The sequence below is a fragment of the Thiothrix unzii genome (assembly GCF_017901175.1).
Lineage (GTDB): Bacteria > Pseudomonadota > Gammaproteobacteria > Thiotrichales > Thiotrichaceae > Thiothrix > Thiothrix unzii.
Map to the genome: position 1 here is coordinate 1,910,110 of NZ_CP072793.1, position 14,621 is coordinate 1,924,730.

At 48.8% G+C, this 14,621-nt stretch carries 14 protein-coding genes and 1 pseudogene; 10 read left to right on the forward strand and 5 right to left on the reverse strand.

The genetic code is table 11. The annotated features are described in order from the left end of the window. Positions 1-1,410 carry a cobyrinic acid a,c-diamide synthase CobB gene (locus J9260_RS09555; protein ID WP_210217569.1) on the reverse strand — a complete coding sequence of 470 codons (1,410 nt, stop codon included), beginning with the start codon at positions 1,408-1,410 and terminating at the stop codon, positions 1-3. A gap of 92 nt (positions 1,411-1,502) precedes the next feature. Here J9260_RS09555 and J9260_RS09560 point away from each other — a divergent pair, with 92 nt between their 5' ends. Then, positions 1,503-2,198, forward strand: coding sequence for a hypothetical protein (locus J9260_RS09560; RefSeq protein ID WP_210217570.1), 696 nt, complete (start codon positions 1,503-1,505; stop codon positions 2,196-2,198). Here J9260_RS09560 and J9260_RS09565 read toward each other — a convergent pair. Beyond that, complete coding sequence (locus J9260_RS09565; protein ID WP_210217571.1) at positions 2,195-2,950, reverse strand: L,D-transpeptidase family protein; 756 nt, start codon at positions 2,948-2,950, stop codon at positions 2,195-2,197. The two genes, J9260_RS09560 and J9260_RS09565, sit on opposite strands and share 4 nt — an antisense overlap. Positions 2,951-3,117: 167 nt before the next feature. Beyond that, positions 3,118-4,338: an IS256 family transposase gene (locus tag J9260_RS09570; RefSeq protein ID WP_210217517.1), complete on the reverse strand. Its 1,221-nt coding sequence runs from the start codon at positions 4,336-4,338 to the stop codon at positions 3,118-3,120. Positions 4,339-4,488: 150 nt separating this feature from the next. Here J9260_RS09570 and J9260_RS09575 point away from each other — a divergent pair, with 150 nt between their 5' ends. From J9260_RS09575 to J9260_RS09615, 9 genes and pseudogenes are all read left to right on the forward strand, one after another. Continuing rightward, positions 4,489-5,583, forward strand: a complete 1,095-nt coding sequence (locus J9260_RS09575; RefSeq protein ID WP_210217572.1) for a hypothetical protein — start codon at positions 4,489-4,491, stop codon at positions 5,581-5,583. A 119-nt stretch (positions 5,584-5,702) separates the two neighbouring features. Then, positions 5,703-6,922 (forward strand): annotated as a pseudogene (locus J9260_RS09580) (IS256 family transposase). A gap of 177 nt (positions 6,923-7,099) precedes the next feature. After that, positions 7,100-7,969: a tyrosine-type recombinase/integrase gene (locus J9260_RS09585; RefSeq protein ID WP_210217459.1), complete on the forward strand. Its 870-nt coding sequence runs from the start codon at positions 7,100-7,102 to the stop codon at positions 7,967-7,969. After that, positions 7,957-9,075 carry an IS91 family transposase gene (locus J9260_RS09590; protein WP_210217460.1) on the forward strand — a complete coding sequence of 373 codons (1,119 nt, stop codon included), beginning with the start codon at positions 7,957-7,959 and terminating at the stop codon, positions 9,073-9,075. The genes J9260_RS09585 and J9260_RS09590 overlap by 13 nt, the downstream gene beginning before the upstream one ends. Before the next feature lie 348 nt (positions 9,076-9,423). Then, the gene (locus J9260_RS09595) at positions 9,424-10,278 is read left to right on the forward strand and encodes a hypothetical protein (protein WP_210217573.1); all 855 of its coding nucleotides are present in this window, start codon (positions 9,424-9,426) and stop codon (positions 10,276-10,278) included. Between the two features lie 374 nt (positions 10,279-10,652). Continuing rightward, positions 10,653-10,943 (forward strand): hypothetical protein, encoded by a 291-nt coding sequence (locus J9260_RS09600; protein ID WP_210217574.1) that lies wholly within the window; start codon positions 10,653-10,655, stop codon positions 10,941-10,943. 14 nt (positions 10,944-10,957) lie between these two features. Next, the gene (locus J9260_RS09605) at positions 10,958-11,155 is read left to right on the forward strand and encodes a hypothetical protein (protein ID WP_210217575.1); all 198 of its coding nucleotides are present in this window, start codon (positions 10,958-10,960) and stop codon (positions 11,153-11,155) included. A 202-nt stretch (positions 11,156-11,357) separates the two neighbouring features. Continuing rightward, positions 11,358-12,032, forward strand: coding sequence for a caspase family protein (locus J9260_RS09610; RefSeq protein ID WP_210217576.1), 675 nt, complete (start codon positions 11,358-11,360; stop codon positions 12,030-12,032). A gap of 67 nt (positions 12,033-12,099) precedes the next feature. Next, complete coding sequence (locus J9260_RS09615; protein WP_210217577.1) at positions 12,100-12,489, forward strand: hypothetical protein; 390 nt, start codon at positions 12,100-12,102, stop codon at positions 12,487-12,489. 9 nt (positions 12,490-12,498) lie between these two features. Here the strand turns inward: J9260_RS09615 and J9260_RS09620 are convergent, their stop codons facing one another. Both J9260_RS09620 and J9260_RS09625 read right to left on the reverse strand, forming a co-directional pair. Further along, positions 12,499-13,371, reverse strand: coding sequence for a DMT family transporter (locus tag J9260_RS09620; protein WP_210217578.1), 873 nt, complete (start codon positions 13,369-13,371; stop codon positions 12,499-12,501). A 4-nt stretch (positions 13,372-13,375) separates the two neighbouring features. Continuing rightward, positions 13,376-14,608: an ATP-binding protein gene (locus J9260_RS09625; RefSeq protein WP_210217579.1), complete on the reverse strand. Its 1,233-nt coding sequence runs from the start codon at positions 14,606-14,608 to the stop codon at positions 13,376-13,378. Between the last annotated feature and the right edge of the window lie 13 nt (positions 14,609-14,621).

Here is a 14,621-nt window from a genome sequence, read left to right on the forward strand (position 1 = left end):
TCAATTTCCTTGTTGCTTAAGTCGAATAAAAGCGACGAACCGCCGCGCCCAGTGGCATTGGGCAGTATCGCGCATGTGCGTGTAAGAGGCTAATAAATTACGGTAAATCCAACCGTCATATTGCCCGTCTATCCCCGTACCTCGGCGCATACGGTAGGCGAATCGCCCTTGCGCGGTCAAATTCTCAAGGCACGAGTAGTGGAACTCGTGCGCATTAATCACCGCTTGCTCATCCCCACCCGGCCAAGGCATATCAGCGGTTTCCTGTAATTTCACATAACCCCGCCCTTGCGGTTTCGCGTGCATTACCGCATCGCCGGGAATAATGCCCACCATCGGCACTTGTTCACCATTCCACACCAGCGAGCGCGATAAATACATTAAGCCGCCGCATTCCGCATAAGTCGGCAACCCATTTTCAATCGCGTTACGGATCGACTCACGCATCGACACATTCGCCGCCAGCGCGTGCATCTGTGTTTCCGGGAAACCACCGCCGACAAACAAACCGTCCAGCACGGGCAAGGCCGTATCTTTCAGGGTATTCACCGGCACAAGTTCCGCGCCTGCGGTTTGCAGGGCTTCGAGATCACCGGGGTAATAGAAAGCGAAGGCAGGGTCTTGGCAGATGCCGATGCGTAAGGGAGTTCCCCCCATCCCCACCCCGTCCCAGACGCTCGAACGCGTCGCTTCGCCCCCCGCAAGGGGGGAAGGGAGCAAGAGGGATTCCGCGCCGCGTGCAATCGCCAGCAACGCGCTTAAGTCGACTTGTTCCGCGACCAGATCGCGGATGCGGGCGATTTGTGTCGCTGCCGCGCTGCTTTCGTTGCTAGGCATTAAACCTAAATGGCGTTCTTCGATTTCCATTTCGGGGTTATTTTGCACCGCACCCAACACTTTAATGTCGGTGTAGTGCTCGACCGCTTCGCGTAATTTGCTGGCGTGGCGTGCGCCGCCGACACGGTTAAAGATGATTCCGGCAATCTGTACGTCAGGGTCAAAAGCCTGATAACCCAGCAGTAACGGCGCAACACCACGGGTCATGCCGCGCGAATCCACCACTAAAATCACCGGGGAACGGGTCAGTTTTGCCACTGCCGCATTGCTGTCTGAGCCATCCAAAGCCATGCCGTCGTACAAACCTTTATTCGCCTCAATCAAGGCAATGTCTGCGGAGGCCGCGTAATGCTGCACCGTCTGGATGATTTCATCCGGGGTCATGGTATTAAAATCAAGGTTGTGGCAGGCACGCGCACTCGCCGCCCCCAGCCACAGCGGGTCAATGTAATCCGGGCCTTTTTTAAACGGCTGGACGCGCAAGCCTTGAGCGTGCAAGGCCGCGCATAAACCAATCGACAGCGTGGTTTTACCGGAGGATTTGTGAGTTGCGGAAATAAAGATTCGAGCCATGCCGCATTCTAACGCAGATGCAGCGCAGTTTCATTTACCCGTAAGGGGGAAGCCTATAAAATGCGCCCGATACAATACAGGCAGGGCAAACAATGCAAAAACCAACTACCCGCCAAGGGCAAATCGAACTCATCATCCAACAACTATCGCACACGCAATTACGCGAATTTGTGCGTGAAAAAGCCCTTCAAGACAGCGATTTTCGCGACACCTTGCTGATTTGCTTTGCGGATTTACTCAGCAGCAAAGAACCTGTGGAGGCGAAATATCAGCAAATGCTCGCCGACATGATTAAACGCCACGCTAATGCTGATGGTTTTATTCACATCGCTAGTGCGCAAAAACTGGTGGATTCCATCCGGCAATTACTCGACGCAGCACGCAAAGCCACCACGCCCACCCGTGAAACTACCGACTTGTGCCTCGCAGTGATTACCGCATTACCTGCCCTCGCGGATAAAATGGATGACACCGAAAATCACCTGTACGTGCTGATGCGCACCACCTGCACAACCTTGTGGGAATGCTACAGCGTGCTGCCAGAGATGCGCCAAAACGAACTGTTTGAACGCATTTTGCACGAATACGCCCAACCCATTTACCTCGATCTTGACCTTGATTCCGCGCTGTTGTCGCTGCTAAAAGACTGGGCAAAAACCAACAAAACCCGCCAAACCGCTTGCCTGCGTCAGCTCGAACAACTCCTCAAAACCACCCATAACGACCACTGGCGCAAAAACTATTTACTCGAACAAACCAACGCATTGCTGGCGTTTTGGAAGAATTAAAGCGACAAACGCCCCAACTCAGCGGCTGGCACTTGCACCAATAAAGGGTTGGCGTTCGGTTGTAACCAGCGCAATACCTCTAGCAAGTGCGCCCGATCCATCCCGGTGCAGCCGGAAGTCGGGGTTTGCGGATCTAGCCACACATGCAGGAAAATCGCACTGCCGCGCCCCGGCGTGACCGGCTGGGTGTTGTGTTCCACCACCATGCCGTATTCGTATTGATGATCATCGCGCCGCATCCGCTCAAACGATGCCCAATGCTGCTTGGGGGTGTTGGGCTGATCCGCGCTGACACTGCGCCACTGGTTGTAATCGGCGGAATCCACCGCATCCACAAAATAATCGCGCTCAGTCGCAGGGCGGTAAGGCATTTGCAAACCTTGCGGGGCAGCGTCATAACCAAACGCAGTCCCTAAACGGAACACACCCGCTGGGGCTTTGCCATCACCCTCCTGCTTTTGCACACCGGCTGACGGATTCGTGTGCAAACCCGCACCCCAACCTAAACCGTTACGCCCTACCCTCACCGGGATTGCGTCACCCACCGGATGCCACGCCTCAGCGCGTTTTTCCATACGCTGCAACGTCGCTTCAGTCGCCTCCCAATCCGGGGTTGTCACCAACAACACTTGCGTAGTGGTCGTTGGCAGATTGATTTCAGCCAATTGCTGTTCCGGGCGTGGCGAACACGCCGACAATAAACCAACCAACATCATCAAAGGCAATAACTGCCGCAGGTAGAAACGTTTCATCAATTATCCACACCGTCATTTCAATGCAGAAGTTATACCAAAAACTGCACCAGCAAGCATTGAAATACCGCGTTTGCCCTGCTTACTGACGAATGCACTACCGTACCGAACTTGGCAATTTTGGTGCTTTTTTCTGAGTCTGTCAAATAAACTGTGTAACACGTTTTTCATAGGGCGGAGAGCGGAACCCGCTCTTCACCGAACATAAGTAAAAAAGTCTGCAAAGCGGGTTTCCAGTGGTGAATGACCGACCACTTTTGCGAGGCTTCGCGTACCGCCAAATACAGGCTTTTGAGGGCTGAACTGTCATTGGGAAAGATGCGCCGGTTGCGGGTAAACTTGCGCAAACTCATGTTCAGGGATTCAATCGCATTGGTGGTGTAAATCACTTTGCGGATCTCCGGCTGGAACTGGAAAAACGGGATGACATTCGCCCAGTTACCGCGCCATAGACGCACGACTGCTTTGTATTTGTTACCCCATTCGGTGTCGAGGGCTTCCAGTTCGTGTTCGGCTTCTTCAGCAGTGCTGGACTGGTAAATGCGCTTGAGGGCAGCGACCACACCTTTGGTATCCTTGGCGGTGACGTAGCGCAAGCTGGCGCGAACCATGTGTACCATGCACAACTGGGTCAGCGTTTTGGGGAAGACCGCGTTGACGGCTTCAGGCAAGCCGTTTAAGCCATCCATGCACGCCACGTAGATGTCTTGTACGCCCCGGTGGCGTAGTTCCGTCAAGACCGATAACCAGAACTTGGCACCTTCATTTTCTGCCAACCAGATGCCCAACACGTCCTTTTCACCGCGTAAGTTGACCGCCAATACCACATGGGCTGATTTATTGATGACCTGCTTATCTTGTTGAACTTTAACGACAATCCCATCGAGCCAGACAATCGGGTAGATATTATCCAGTGCTCGCGTCTGCCACGCTTTAGCTTCGCCCTGAACGGCTTCGGTTACTTCCGCGATCAGCGTATGCGAGATGTCCACCCCGTACAGGCGTTTGATCGTGTCTTCGATGTCGCGGGTGGTCATGCCTTTGGCGTACAGCGTCAGGATGTGTTCTTCCATCCCTGCTAACCGTATTTGGCGTTTTTGTATCAACTTCGGCTCAAAGCTGCCATCACGGTCACGCGGTGTCTCTACCTGCAACTCACCAAATTCGCCTTTGATGGTCTTGTTGCCTTTGCCGTTACGGGTATTGCTGCGCCGTTGCCCGGCTTCGCTACGCTCACCCTTGTCGTAGTTTAGGTGCACATCCAATTCGGCTTCCAAGCTGCGGTTGATCATCCGCTGCAAGAGCTGGCTGTAAAGGTTTTTGACATCAGCAGGCGTTTTGCAATCGCTGAGTAAGTCATCCATGAGTTTCGGGTCGAGGCGTTCCATGTTACTGCTCCTTCTTGGGATTCACGTTATATAGCAGTTACACAGTTCAGTTTACAGTCTCGAAACGGCATCAGAAAAATCTGACCTAAAGTCGTTTTTAGTTACGACTTTTAGTACTTCCAATTGACGTTAGAAAAGAAAGGATAATCTTTGACTGTTGTTCAAAAACTAGAAAAGCAAACTAGAATTTTTAGAATGCTATCAATACTTGTTCTTGTCATTATTTTTATAATAATGATCGGAGCATACAAACTATTCACAACAACATCTCTTGATGTTAGTTCAGTGAAAATAAAAAATCCACAAGAGGAAATTAACAAAGCCAATAAAATAAACGACTCAGATGAAAATATTAAATTTATTGAGAACATGAAATTCACAAAAATACAAATGTATGACTTTCAAAACCACCCTTACTATATGGCATATATTAAAGAAATATCCTCATTAAGCATTGAAGAATATCTTCAAATTAATAAAGTTTTTGAAAGAATTATCGAAATCTTAAAAAAAGATGATAATGCCGAATATGATTATAAAGATTTATTCAAACAAGAAATTGGAAGTGAAATAGATTCATATAGGGCATACTATTTAAATCCCTATGGCACTTACACATATTACAACCAAATATTATTATATACCAAAAAAATACGTGATTACAATAACCACTACCCAAATGACCAATATGATTCAAGTGTATTTGTTTTGTTGAAATCGGTAGATGAAATAAATAAAGAAGTTACTAATTATTCATTCATTACAAATATGCAGAATATATTTAATTCTACTTATGCAAACAAAGATTCACTTATAAAATTTAATAATAAAACCATCGCCGATGATGCAGCTAAATTCAATGAGCTTGTTAATGCAAAAATAAAAAATGAAGAAGTGTTTATAAAGTCAATAGAAAACAAGAAGACAGAATTAAAAAGCGAACTAAATGAAGAAGAAGACAGAATACAAAAAAATCAATTCTATATTTACAATTCACTTGCCATAAAAGCATTTACCTCTATAATGTTATTTCTTCTTGTTAAAATGTTTATGGAACTATTTAAATATACATTAAGAATGTCTGTTTTTCACTCGACAAAAGCCAGCTTAATTAGCTTAATGTATGAATTAAAAATCTCAGACCCTGAAAAGCTAAAAGATATATTCCATTCAGAAGCGATTGATTTTCAATCGCCGGATGCAACTGATTTTATTAAAGCAGTAATTGAAAGCGTTAAAAAGTGAATATATTTTCTAACGAGAACATCGACGACGGACGCGGTGACAGCCCGTGATTCTTAATGAGACTGTAAACTGAACTGTGTAACTGCTATATAACGTGAATCCCAAGAAGGAGCAGTAACATGGAACGCCTCGACCCGAAACTCATGGATGACTTACTCAGCGATTGCAAAACGCCTGCTGATGTCAAAAACCTTTACAGCCAGCTCTTGCAGCGGATGATCAACCGCAGCTTGGAAGCCGAATTGGATGTGCACCTAAACTACGACAAGGGTGAGCGTAGCGAAGCCGGGCAACGGCGCAGCAATACCCGTAACGGCAAAGGCAACAAGACCATCAAAGGCGAATTTGGTGAGTTGCAGGTAGAGACACCGCGTGACCGTGATGGCAGCTTTGAGCCGAAGTTGATACAAAAACGCCAAATACGGTTAGCAGGGATGGAAGAACACATCCTGACGCTGTACGCCAAAGGCATGACCACCCGCGACATCGAAGACACGATCAAACGCCTGTACGGGGTGGACATCTCGCATACGCTGATCGCGGAAGTAACCGAAGCCGTTCAGGGCGAAGCTAAAGCGTGGCAGACGCGAGCACTGGATAATATCTACCCGATTGTCTGGCTCGATGGGATTGTCGTTAAAGTTCAACAAGATAAGCAGGTCATCAATAAATCAGCCCATGTGGTATTGGCGGTCAACTTACGCGGTGAAAAGGACGTGTTGGGCATCTGGTTGGCAGAAAATGAAGGTGCCAAGTTCTGGTTATCGGTCTTGACGGAACTACGCCACCGGGGCGTACAAGACATCTACGTGGCGTGCATGGATGGCTTAAACGGCTTGCCTGAAGCCGTCAACGCGGTCTTCCCAAAACGCTGACCCAGTTGTGCATGGTACACATGGTTCGCGCCAGCTTGCGCTACGTCACCGCCAAGGATACCAAAGGTGTGGTCGCTGCCCTCAAGCGCATTTACCAGTCCAGCACTGCTGAAGAAGCCGAACACGAACTGGAAGCCCTCGACACCGAATGGGGTAACAAATACAAAGCAGTCGTGCGTCTATGGCGCGGTAACTGGGCGAATGTCATCCCGTTTTTCCAGTTCCAGCCGGAGATCCGCAAAGTGATTTACACCACCAATGCGATTGAATCCCTGAACATGAGTTTGCGCAAGTTTACCCGCAACCGGCGCATCTTTCCCAATGACAGTTCAGCCCTCAAAAGCCTGTATTTGGCGGTACGCGAAGCCTCGCAAAAGTGGTCGGTCATTCACCACTGGAAACCCGCTTTGCAGACTTTTTTACTTATGTTCGGTGAAGAGCGGGTTCCGCTCTCCGCCCTATGAAAAACGTGTTACACAGTTTATTTGACAGACTCTTCTTAATTTCTACTCCCCGCCGCGCCCGTCATGTTGACGTTGAACTAAACCGCTAACGCGGTAGCCCACTGATTCCCAACGATTTTCCTCTGATGAGCCACACTTTAAGTGTCCGATAGATGGACATTTACAGGAGAACCCATCATGAAAGTCAGCCCGTTGCGCCAGCGGATGCTGGATGCCATGCAGATGCGTGGCTATTCCCCCAGAACCCACGACAGTTATGTCCAAGCCGTCCTTGACCTAAGCCACTATTACCACCGCTCACCAGACAAGATTTCGGCGGATGAGGTGCAGCAATGGTTGCTGTGGCTGTTAAAAGAACGCCACGTTTCATCCTCCACCTGTCACCTGTATTTCAACGGGATACGCTTCCTGTTTGTGACGGTGCTGGAAGATGCGGATTTTATGGCTTACCGCTTTGCCTTGCCCAAACGCCAGCAACGTTTGCCTGATTTGCTGTCGCGGGCGGAGGTCAGCCAACTGGTGGCAGCCCCCGACAACCCGACCCACCGGCTGCTGTTGCTGAGCTGTTATGCCTGCGGGCTGCGGGTCAGTGAGTTGGTGAATATCCGGGTGCAGGACATTGACGGCAGCCGCCGCATCTTGCATGTGGTGCAGGGCAAGGGGCAAAAAGACCGTTACGTGCCCGTACCCGACACCTTGCTGGCACAATGGCGGGCTTACTGGCAGCGTTGCCACCCCAAACAATGGCTGTTTCCGGGGAAATACTACGGCTACCAACAGTCGATGACGACACCCCAGAAAATCTACCTGCGCGCCAAGCGGCAAGTGGGTATCCGCAAGGCAGGCGGCATCCATAGCCTGCGCCATGCGTTTGCCACGCATTCGTTGCAGGCGGGAATGCCGATCCACCAGTTGCAGCAGGTGTTGGGGCATGAGCATGTCAGCAGCACGATGCGCTATGCGCATTGGTTGCCGGAAACCCAACAAGGCGGGCAAGCCATTGATCTGCTGGCGGGGCTGGATGCCGCCGCCGTATGTTACGCCTAGCCGAGGTGGTGCAGCGGTTTCAGTCACACTTGCCGCCGCTGCCACCGCCAGTGAACAAGGTGTGCCAACAACTGCTGGCGTGCCGCACCGCTGCCTTGGGTGGTTTCCAACTGCGCTGTGGGGAATGCGGCGAGGAAGTCCCGCTGTACCATGCCTGCCGCAACCGCCATTGCCCGCGTTGCCAGCAGCAGGCCAGCGAGCAGTGGCAACAGCGTGAACTGGCGAATGTTGTGCCTGCACCGTACTTCCATCTGGTGTTCACCCTGCCACATGAGTTGAACGGTTGGGTCAGGCTACATCCAGCGGTGGTTTACCATGCCCTGTTCCGCAGCGTGTGGGACACACTCAACACCTTGGGGCATGACCCCAAACGCCTCAACGGGCAATTGGGGATGACTGCGGTACTGCACACCTGGGGGCAGAACCTCAGCCAGCATGTCCACCTGCATTGCCTGATCCCCGGCGGGGCATTGGATGCTGCGCAACAGTGGCATCCGGCAAAAAGCACCTACCTGTTCCCGATCCGAGTGCTGTCGCGCCTGTTCCGGGGCAAGCTGGTCAGCCGCTTGCGGGAGGCTGCCGAGGATGGGCAATTGCCGCGTGTCACCCACCCCGGTGAGGTTAAACAATTGCTGGGGCAACTGATGCGTAAAGACTGGGTGGTGTATGCCAAACCCTGCCTGCACAAGGCCGAAACGGTGGTGAAATATCTGGCACGCTACACCCGCAAGATTGCCATCAGTGAGTCGCGCCTGTTGGGTATCACCGATGAAACGGTCAGCTTCCGCTACCACGATTACCGCGATGGGCAGCAGAAAGTGATGACCTTGGCGGGTGATGAGTTCCTGCGCCGCTTCCTGCAACACGTATTGCCTGCGGGGTTCCTGCGCATCCGCCATTACGGCTGGTTGGCGAATGCCTGCCGCAAAACCCGCTTGCCGCAAGTGCGCGAGGCCATTGCCCGTTACGCACCCACGCTGCCAATGGTGGCAGACAAGCCAATGGAAGCCATTGCTCGCTTTGATGGCATCCCTTGCCCTTGTTGCAAAACCGGGATGATGCGGGTGCGTTACCCGCTGCCGCCGCAACGGTTGGAGTATGGTTGACGGCACAATAGGCAGGTAGGTTTAGCTTTGGGCAAGGGAAAAACAGGCAGCCCCGGACTGCCCCCCACGGCTGTTGCGTCTGCTGGACAAAAGGCTCGAAACGCCCCTGACCCTGTGCTATGTTTGACCACAATCAGGGTAGCAGGCGGTGACAAGGCAATGGAAAAGCAGCAGTCGGTGTTAAATAATCGGGCAGCATGGGCTAATGTAGCGAAAGGCTGGAAAAGCAATCCCCTTATAGATAAAGAGTGGGACTCCGTAGCACGCGGTTCCGTCCAACAAGACATTTATGCCCAGTGCTGCCGCACACGGCATAAAATGCTTTAACGTTATGTTTAGGAAAAAAATATGACCACACAGCAACAAAAAATAGACAACGTTTTTAAGCAAGTTATCTTAGGAATAGAAGATGAACTTAAAGCAATCTATAAAAAAGAATATGCAATTCCCTATACAAATGCCCTTGAATTAATCATTGAAGTTAAGGTAAAAATCAATGAAATATTAGAGGCCATGAGAAATGCAAAAAAGAACATTTCCACATCCAAAGCAATAGAAAAAGAATACACTAAAATAAAAGATGACTATGATAAAATAATGCCAAAAATAAAAAAACTACTTCAACTTGAAAGTGCGAAAATTAATGAACTAGCCAAATCGCTTCAGATAAGAGAAGCAGCATTTCCTAATGATTTTCTAGGTGACTCACTACTAATAAAGTCATTAGAACTAAACAGAGCAACTCTTGAAAGCACAGTTCTTCAAATAGATGACTCAAGAGCTATAACCCAAATATATATAGATTTATGTGATTTGTGTATTGATCAATATATAAAAAATACACTTGGACTTGAGCATAAGGCAAAAATTAAAAGAGAAGTAAAAGACGCGGGAGTAATCATGACCAATATTTTAGGAATGGCTCCAATAATTGGTTTACCTTTCAGCTTGATAAACTTATTAATGGCTATTGCCGAACTTAATCAATCAATATTAAAAAAACCTCAAGAGAGAGCTGATCAGCTAGAATTTTTAACCGAATTATCTAAACTATGGAATAAAGTCTTTACTGAATTAGGTCAACTGGTTGTTGATCATCTTCACATAGTAGATGATCAACATATAAATCTTAACGATGCGAAAAACACTTTATTTTCTGATTATCAATATTGGAAAAATCGTTTAAATACAGGCCGCAATTAAAACATAACGAGAATATCGACGACGGACGCAGTGACAGCTCGCGACTCTGCCCAATCGACTCCCCGCCGCGCCCGTCAGCCATGACGTTGAGGCTGTAGAATAACCTCCAAACCACTTTTTCGACTTTTGGGGATTGAGCGAAAAATAAACAAATGTGAAGTTCTACGCAAATCTTAGAGGAGTTTTCAGTGAAAAGTGTTCAAAGATTTACGTACTTTTGAGATTTTGTTAGAGAAACCTAGGTTTTTCTACGCCCTCGTTAAACGCCAAAAACCTACCGCCCATCAGTTTTCCGAAAATACATTTTACATAAATTGCATATTATCCATTAGCTGACAGCTATTTTATAGATTGATAAAATTAGGGAAATTAACATGGATAGTATTCAACCAAATCGACCAACGCCCCCAATAAAAAACACTAAAGTTGACACTGCTGCACCATCAGCCCAATCTGTTGCCAAATTTAATGAAGCGTCCAGTGCACCTCAGATAGGTAGTGCTTTCCCTACTATCAACGAACAGCAACAGGCAGATGATGTCCTTATAAACAACTCAAATACTCAAGAGTCTTATTGGGTTCCTAATGGTGCTGCTCCAGATGCAGCGAGAGCAGCAGCAGGCGTTCAATTTTGTCGAGTTGAAGCAAAATGTACTACACCGTAGTGTCATGGTGATTCATGGTTAATAATGCGACATTTTTCAAATACGTTAAGATCGCCCTATTTGGCTGGGGTATCATGTTGTGTGGCTTTGCAATCGCCCACTTTACTGTACTTGATTTCATTGGCAAAGCCATCATGTGGATTGGTATTTTATTGGGATGGTGGGGAGTCGGCAAAGCCACTCAAATTTTTTTTCGCGCTCGATTTAAATAATCAAAATAATATCAAGTAGTTTCAATAGTCTAACTGATTTATTCGACGACGGACGCAGCGACAAGTCCAGATTGTCATCCTCGAAGCGAAAGAGAAAGGGCTTTACCCTATTATCCCTATGAAGATGGCTGCCTGACTCCGGTTTGCAGACTCTACGTGTCAAACAGACCTAAGACCACTAATTTTTTAGCAAGCGTATTTTATGGCTAGATTTAACTTCCCCATACCCATTTGTTTTGCCACTCAATCAGGTGGAACAACGCTTGATCGTGACCAAGAAGGAGGCAATCCATTTGCGACGGCACTAATCAGGTTTTCATCGCTGTTTGACGCTAAAATTGATGAGTTTCAGGATAAGCTTGATGAATTGACAGTTGAGATTAGCCATAACCACCAGAAACCGGAATGGATAGGTGCGGAATTAAGCCAAGATTGGCGAATTCAAAAACCGAAAATTGGATCAAAAGAACGTAGAACGGCTTTAGTTCTTGTCGTATCTGATTATACCGATTCTGCCAGAGGCACGCTCAAAGGAGCGGCATGGGATGAGTTGAGAATCTCCGCGATGTTAGCAAGACACGGCTTTTCAGTGACTCAAGGCGTAGGTTCATCACGCCAAGCTATTCTTTGCGCATTGGATGAGTTTAGTAGCGTATCCAGCAATTCGGATATTTCAATTATTTACGCCACTGGTCATGGCTATGAGGCCGGAAATAATGTGTATCTTATTCCGGGTGATTACCCAATGAATAATGCCTTTGGAGCTATTGAACTGAATCAAGATGCTATAACTATTTCAAAAATCGTTAGTTCTTGTTCTGCTAAAAATATGAACCTCGTCTTTTTTGCAGGTTGTCGAACGAAGGCAGAAGATTAATCCAGCAAATCTTAGCATTGCACACCTCCCACTTAATCACTAAAACAATATTCATGAGGTATTCACAATGGAACCATTAGATGCTGCCAAGCTCATTGAAGCAGGATACACCGAAGACCCAGAAGCTCTAAAACAATTTGAACGCCGCTATTTTATACCAATCGTTTTGCCATTGGCTAACTTTGTTATTATGTCAATCTTGGCACTGTTTGGAATAGTATCTGAAATTCCGGTCATTGCATCCTTTGTTGCATTATTTTTCATTGGCATTGCGATTGCCGCCTTAATGTATTATTCAAACCCGCTGTCACGCTTTAGTGGTTTACCGTTAAAGAAATACAGATCACTCGTTCCCAAAACACCGGGACGCGAACTTTTATACGTTTGCCCAGAGAGTAAAACATTCTTTCGCCGCATTCATGCGAAGCCCAAAATTAAACCGACAGTTTTTTATTAGCCCAAATCGCTAATCCTGCTGCATTCGCCCCGAAAACAAACTCGCGGTCAAAATCATTGCCGCGCCAATCCACTCATTTAACACCATACGTTCGTGGGTCAACCAATACGCGGCGATGGCTGCTACCACCAATTCAAACAGAAAAATCACGCTGGATTGACTCGCCGGAATTCGCGCAACCCCGTATTGCACCGCGTAAGTCACCAGCGCAATTGCCACCGCCAAGCCTAGCAACAACCACGCCGCATCCCACGAATACACCATGCCCGTGATTTGTTGCGGATAAAACAGCAAACCAACTCCGGTCAACACCGCCACGCCCAGCCACACTGCCACCGTTTTGACCCAATCACTCACCGCATCGCCCAAATGCCGCCCCGCGACCACGCTCAATGCGAACGTCATCCCCGCCGACAAACCCAACCATTCCGCCACATTCGCAGGCAACGGCAAACCCGCTTGCGGTTGCCACAACATCACCATTGCCCCGCCGAGTGACAACACAATCACCCACCAACCCAAAGTACTCAAACGCTCCCGCAAAAACACCCAAGCCAGCAACACCGTCCACAACGGCGCGAGATAAAACAGCAACAACACCCGCATTACTTCGCCTTCCAACACCCCCAACACATAGCCGACATTGCTCCAGCCCGACGCAAACCCCAGCACCGTTAACCACAACCAATGACGGCGCACCTGCCACAACGCTTTGCCATACCACCAGCCAATGCCCAACAGCGGCAACAAATAAGCGATAAAAATCGCCGCCAAACCGCCGACACCCCAACCCTCCAACAACCGGAAGGGATACCAAAACAACCCCCACGAAATCGCCGAATAAAGCAGCGCGGCAATCGCCACCAGCCGTTGCATTTTCATAAGATCAAGCCCACCACATCGACAACGGCACGGCGAATAACTTTTCGCCAAATGGCACCAGTTCACGCCCGCTATACAACACAATGCCACGCCGGAATAATCCACTTTCCGTTTCTTGCAAGTGCCGCAATCCTTTGAAATCTTTAGCATCCACGGTTGCGCTGGCTTTGACTTCAATCCCGGTAATCTCGCCCGCACGATTTTCAAGGATAAAATCGACTTCGATATTGCTCTGGGTACGGTAGTGCCACAAGGTGAGACGCTGCTGGGAAAATGCCAAGTGTTTAAGCAATTCACCCAACACAAAGGTTTCCACCAAACCACCGGGCAAACCACTTTCCACACCCATGCGATCAATCGTCCAGTGGGCAAGATGCGCCAGTAAACCTGCATCAGGCAGGAAAACTTTAGGTGCTTTAACCATGCGCTTGCCTAAATTGTGTTCCCATGCAGGCAGGCGATAAACCAAAAACAACGTTTCTAACAAGGTGAAATAACGTTTCAACGTGGTTTGAGTAAGGTTACTGGTGCGCGAAAGTTCTGCGAAATTCAATAAATTAGCACTGCGTGAGGCGAGTAATTTCAACAGATTGGGAATTTCCGTCAATTGCTCCACCCGCGCTAATTCACGCACATCGCGGTATAAAATGGCTTGCAGGTAATTGTCGAACCATGCCGCCCGCCGCCGTTCACTGCTACGTTCCACCGCTTCGGGAAAGCCACCCGCCACCAGCCGCTCAATCAACTGGGCGCGTTCACACGCAGGGATCGACTTAGCATCCAGCTTGCCATCAAACAGCCAATCCGCCAGATTGGTTGCAGCATCGCCGCCTATTTCGGCACTCGACAGCGACCACAACGATAACACCTCCATACGCCCCGCCAACGAGTCAGCAATGTTCGGCAATAACATAACGTTTGCCGAACCTGTCAGCAGGAAACGCCCGGCCTGACGGTCACGGTCAACCGCAGCTTTGATAGCGAGGAATAAAGCCGGAGCGCGTTGCACTTCATCCAAGGCAACCGCACCGTTGATCCCGGCAATGAATCCAGCGGGGTCACTGGTCGCTGCTGACAACACCGCCTGATCATCCAAGGTAAAATAGCGGCGGCCTTCACTTGCAGCCAAGGATTGGATCAGCGTGCTTTTGCCGGTCTGACGTGCGCCATTGAGCAATACCACGGGGGTATCTGCGAGTGCTTCTTGCAGTAAGGGGGTGATGTGTCGTGTATACATGACCTCATCTTAA

Coding starts and splice junctions, on each gene's coding strand:
- J9260_RS09555 (WP_210217569.1), bottom strand. CDS start 1,410: ATGGCTCGAATCTTTATTTCCGCAACTCACAAATCCTCCGGTAAAACC.
- J9260_RS09560 (WP_210217570.1), top strand. CDS start 1,503: ATGCAAAAACCAACTACCCGCCAAGGGCAAATCGAACTCATCATCCAA.
- J9260_RS09565 (WP_210217571.1), bottom strand. CDS start 2,950: ATGAAACGTTTCTACCTGCGGCAGTTATTGCCTTTGATGATGTTGGTT.
- J9260_RS09570 (WP_210217517.1), bottom strand. CDS start 4,338: ATGGAACGCCTCGACCCGAAACTCATGGATGACTTACTCAGCGATTGC.
- J9260_RS09585 (WP_210217459.1), top strand. CDS start 7,100: ATGAAAGTCAGCCCGTTGCGCCAGCGGATGCTGGATGCCATGCAGATG.
- J9260_RS09590 (WP_210217460.1), top strand. CDS start 7,957: ATGTTACGCCTAGCCGAGGTGGTGCAGCGGTTTCAGTCACACTTGCCG.
- J9260_RS09595 (WP_210217573.1), top strand. CDS start 9,424: ATGACCACACAGCAACAAAAAATAGACAACGTTTTTAAGCAAGTTATC.
- J9260_RS09600 (WP_210217574.1), top strand. CDS start 10,653: ATGGATAGTATTCAACCAAATCGACCAACGCCCCCAATAAAAAACACT.
- J9260_RS09605 (WP_210217575.1), top strand. CDS start 10,958: ATGGTTAATAATGCGACATTTTTCAAATACGTTAAGATCGCCCTATTT.
- J9260_RS09610 (WP_210217576.1), top strand. CDS start 11,358: ATGGCTAGATTTAACTTCCCCATACCCATTTGTTTTGCCACTCAATCA.
- J9260_RS09615 (WP_210217577.1), top strand. CDS start 12,100: ATGGAACCATTAGATGCTGCCAAGCTCATTGAAGCAGGATACACCGAA.
- J9260_RS09620 (WP_210217578.1), bottom strand. CDS start 13,371: ATGAAAATGCAACGGCTGGTGGCGATTGCCGCGCTGCTTTATTCGGCG.
- J9260_RS09625 (WP_210217579.1), bottom strand. CDS start 14,608: ATGTATACACGACACATCACCCCCTTACTGCAAGAAGCACTCGCAGAT.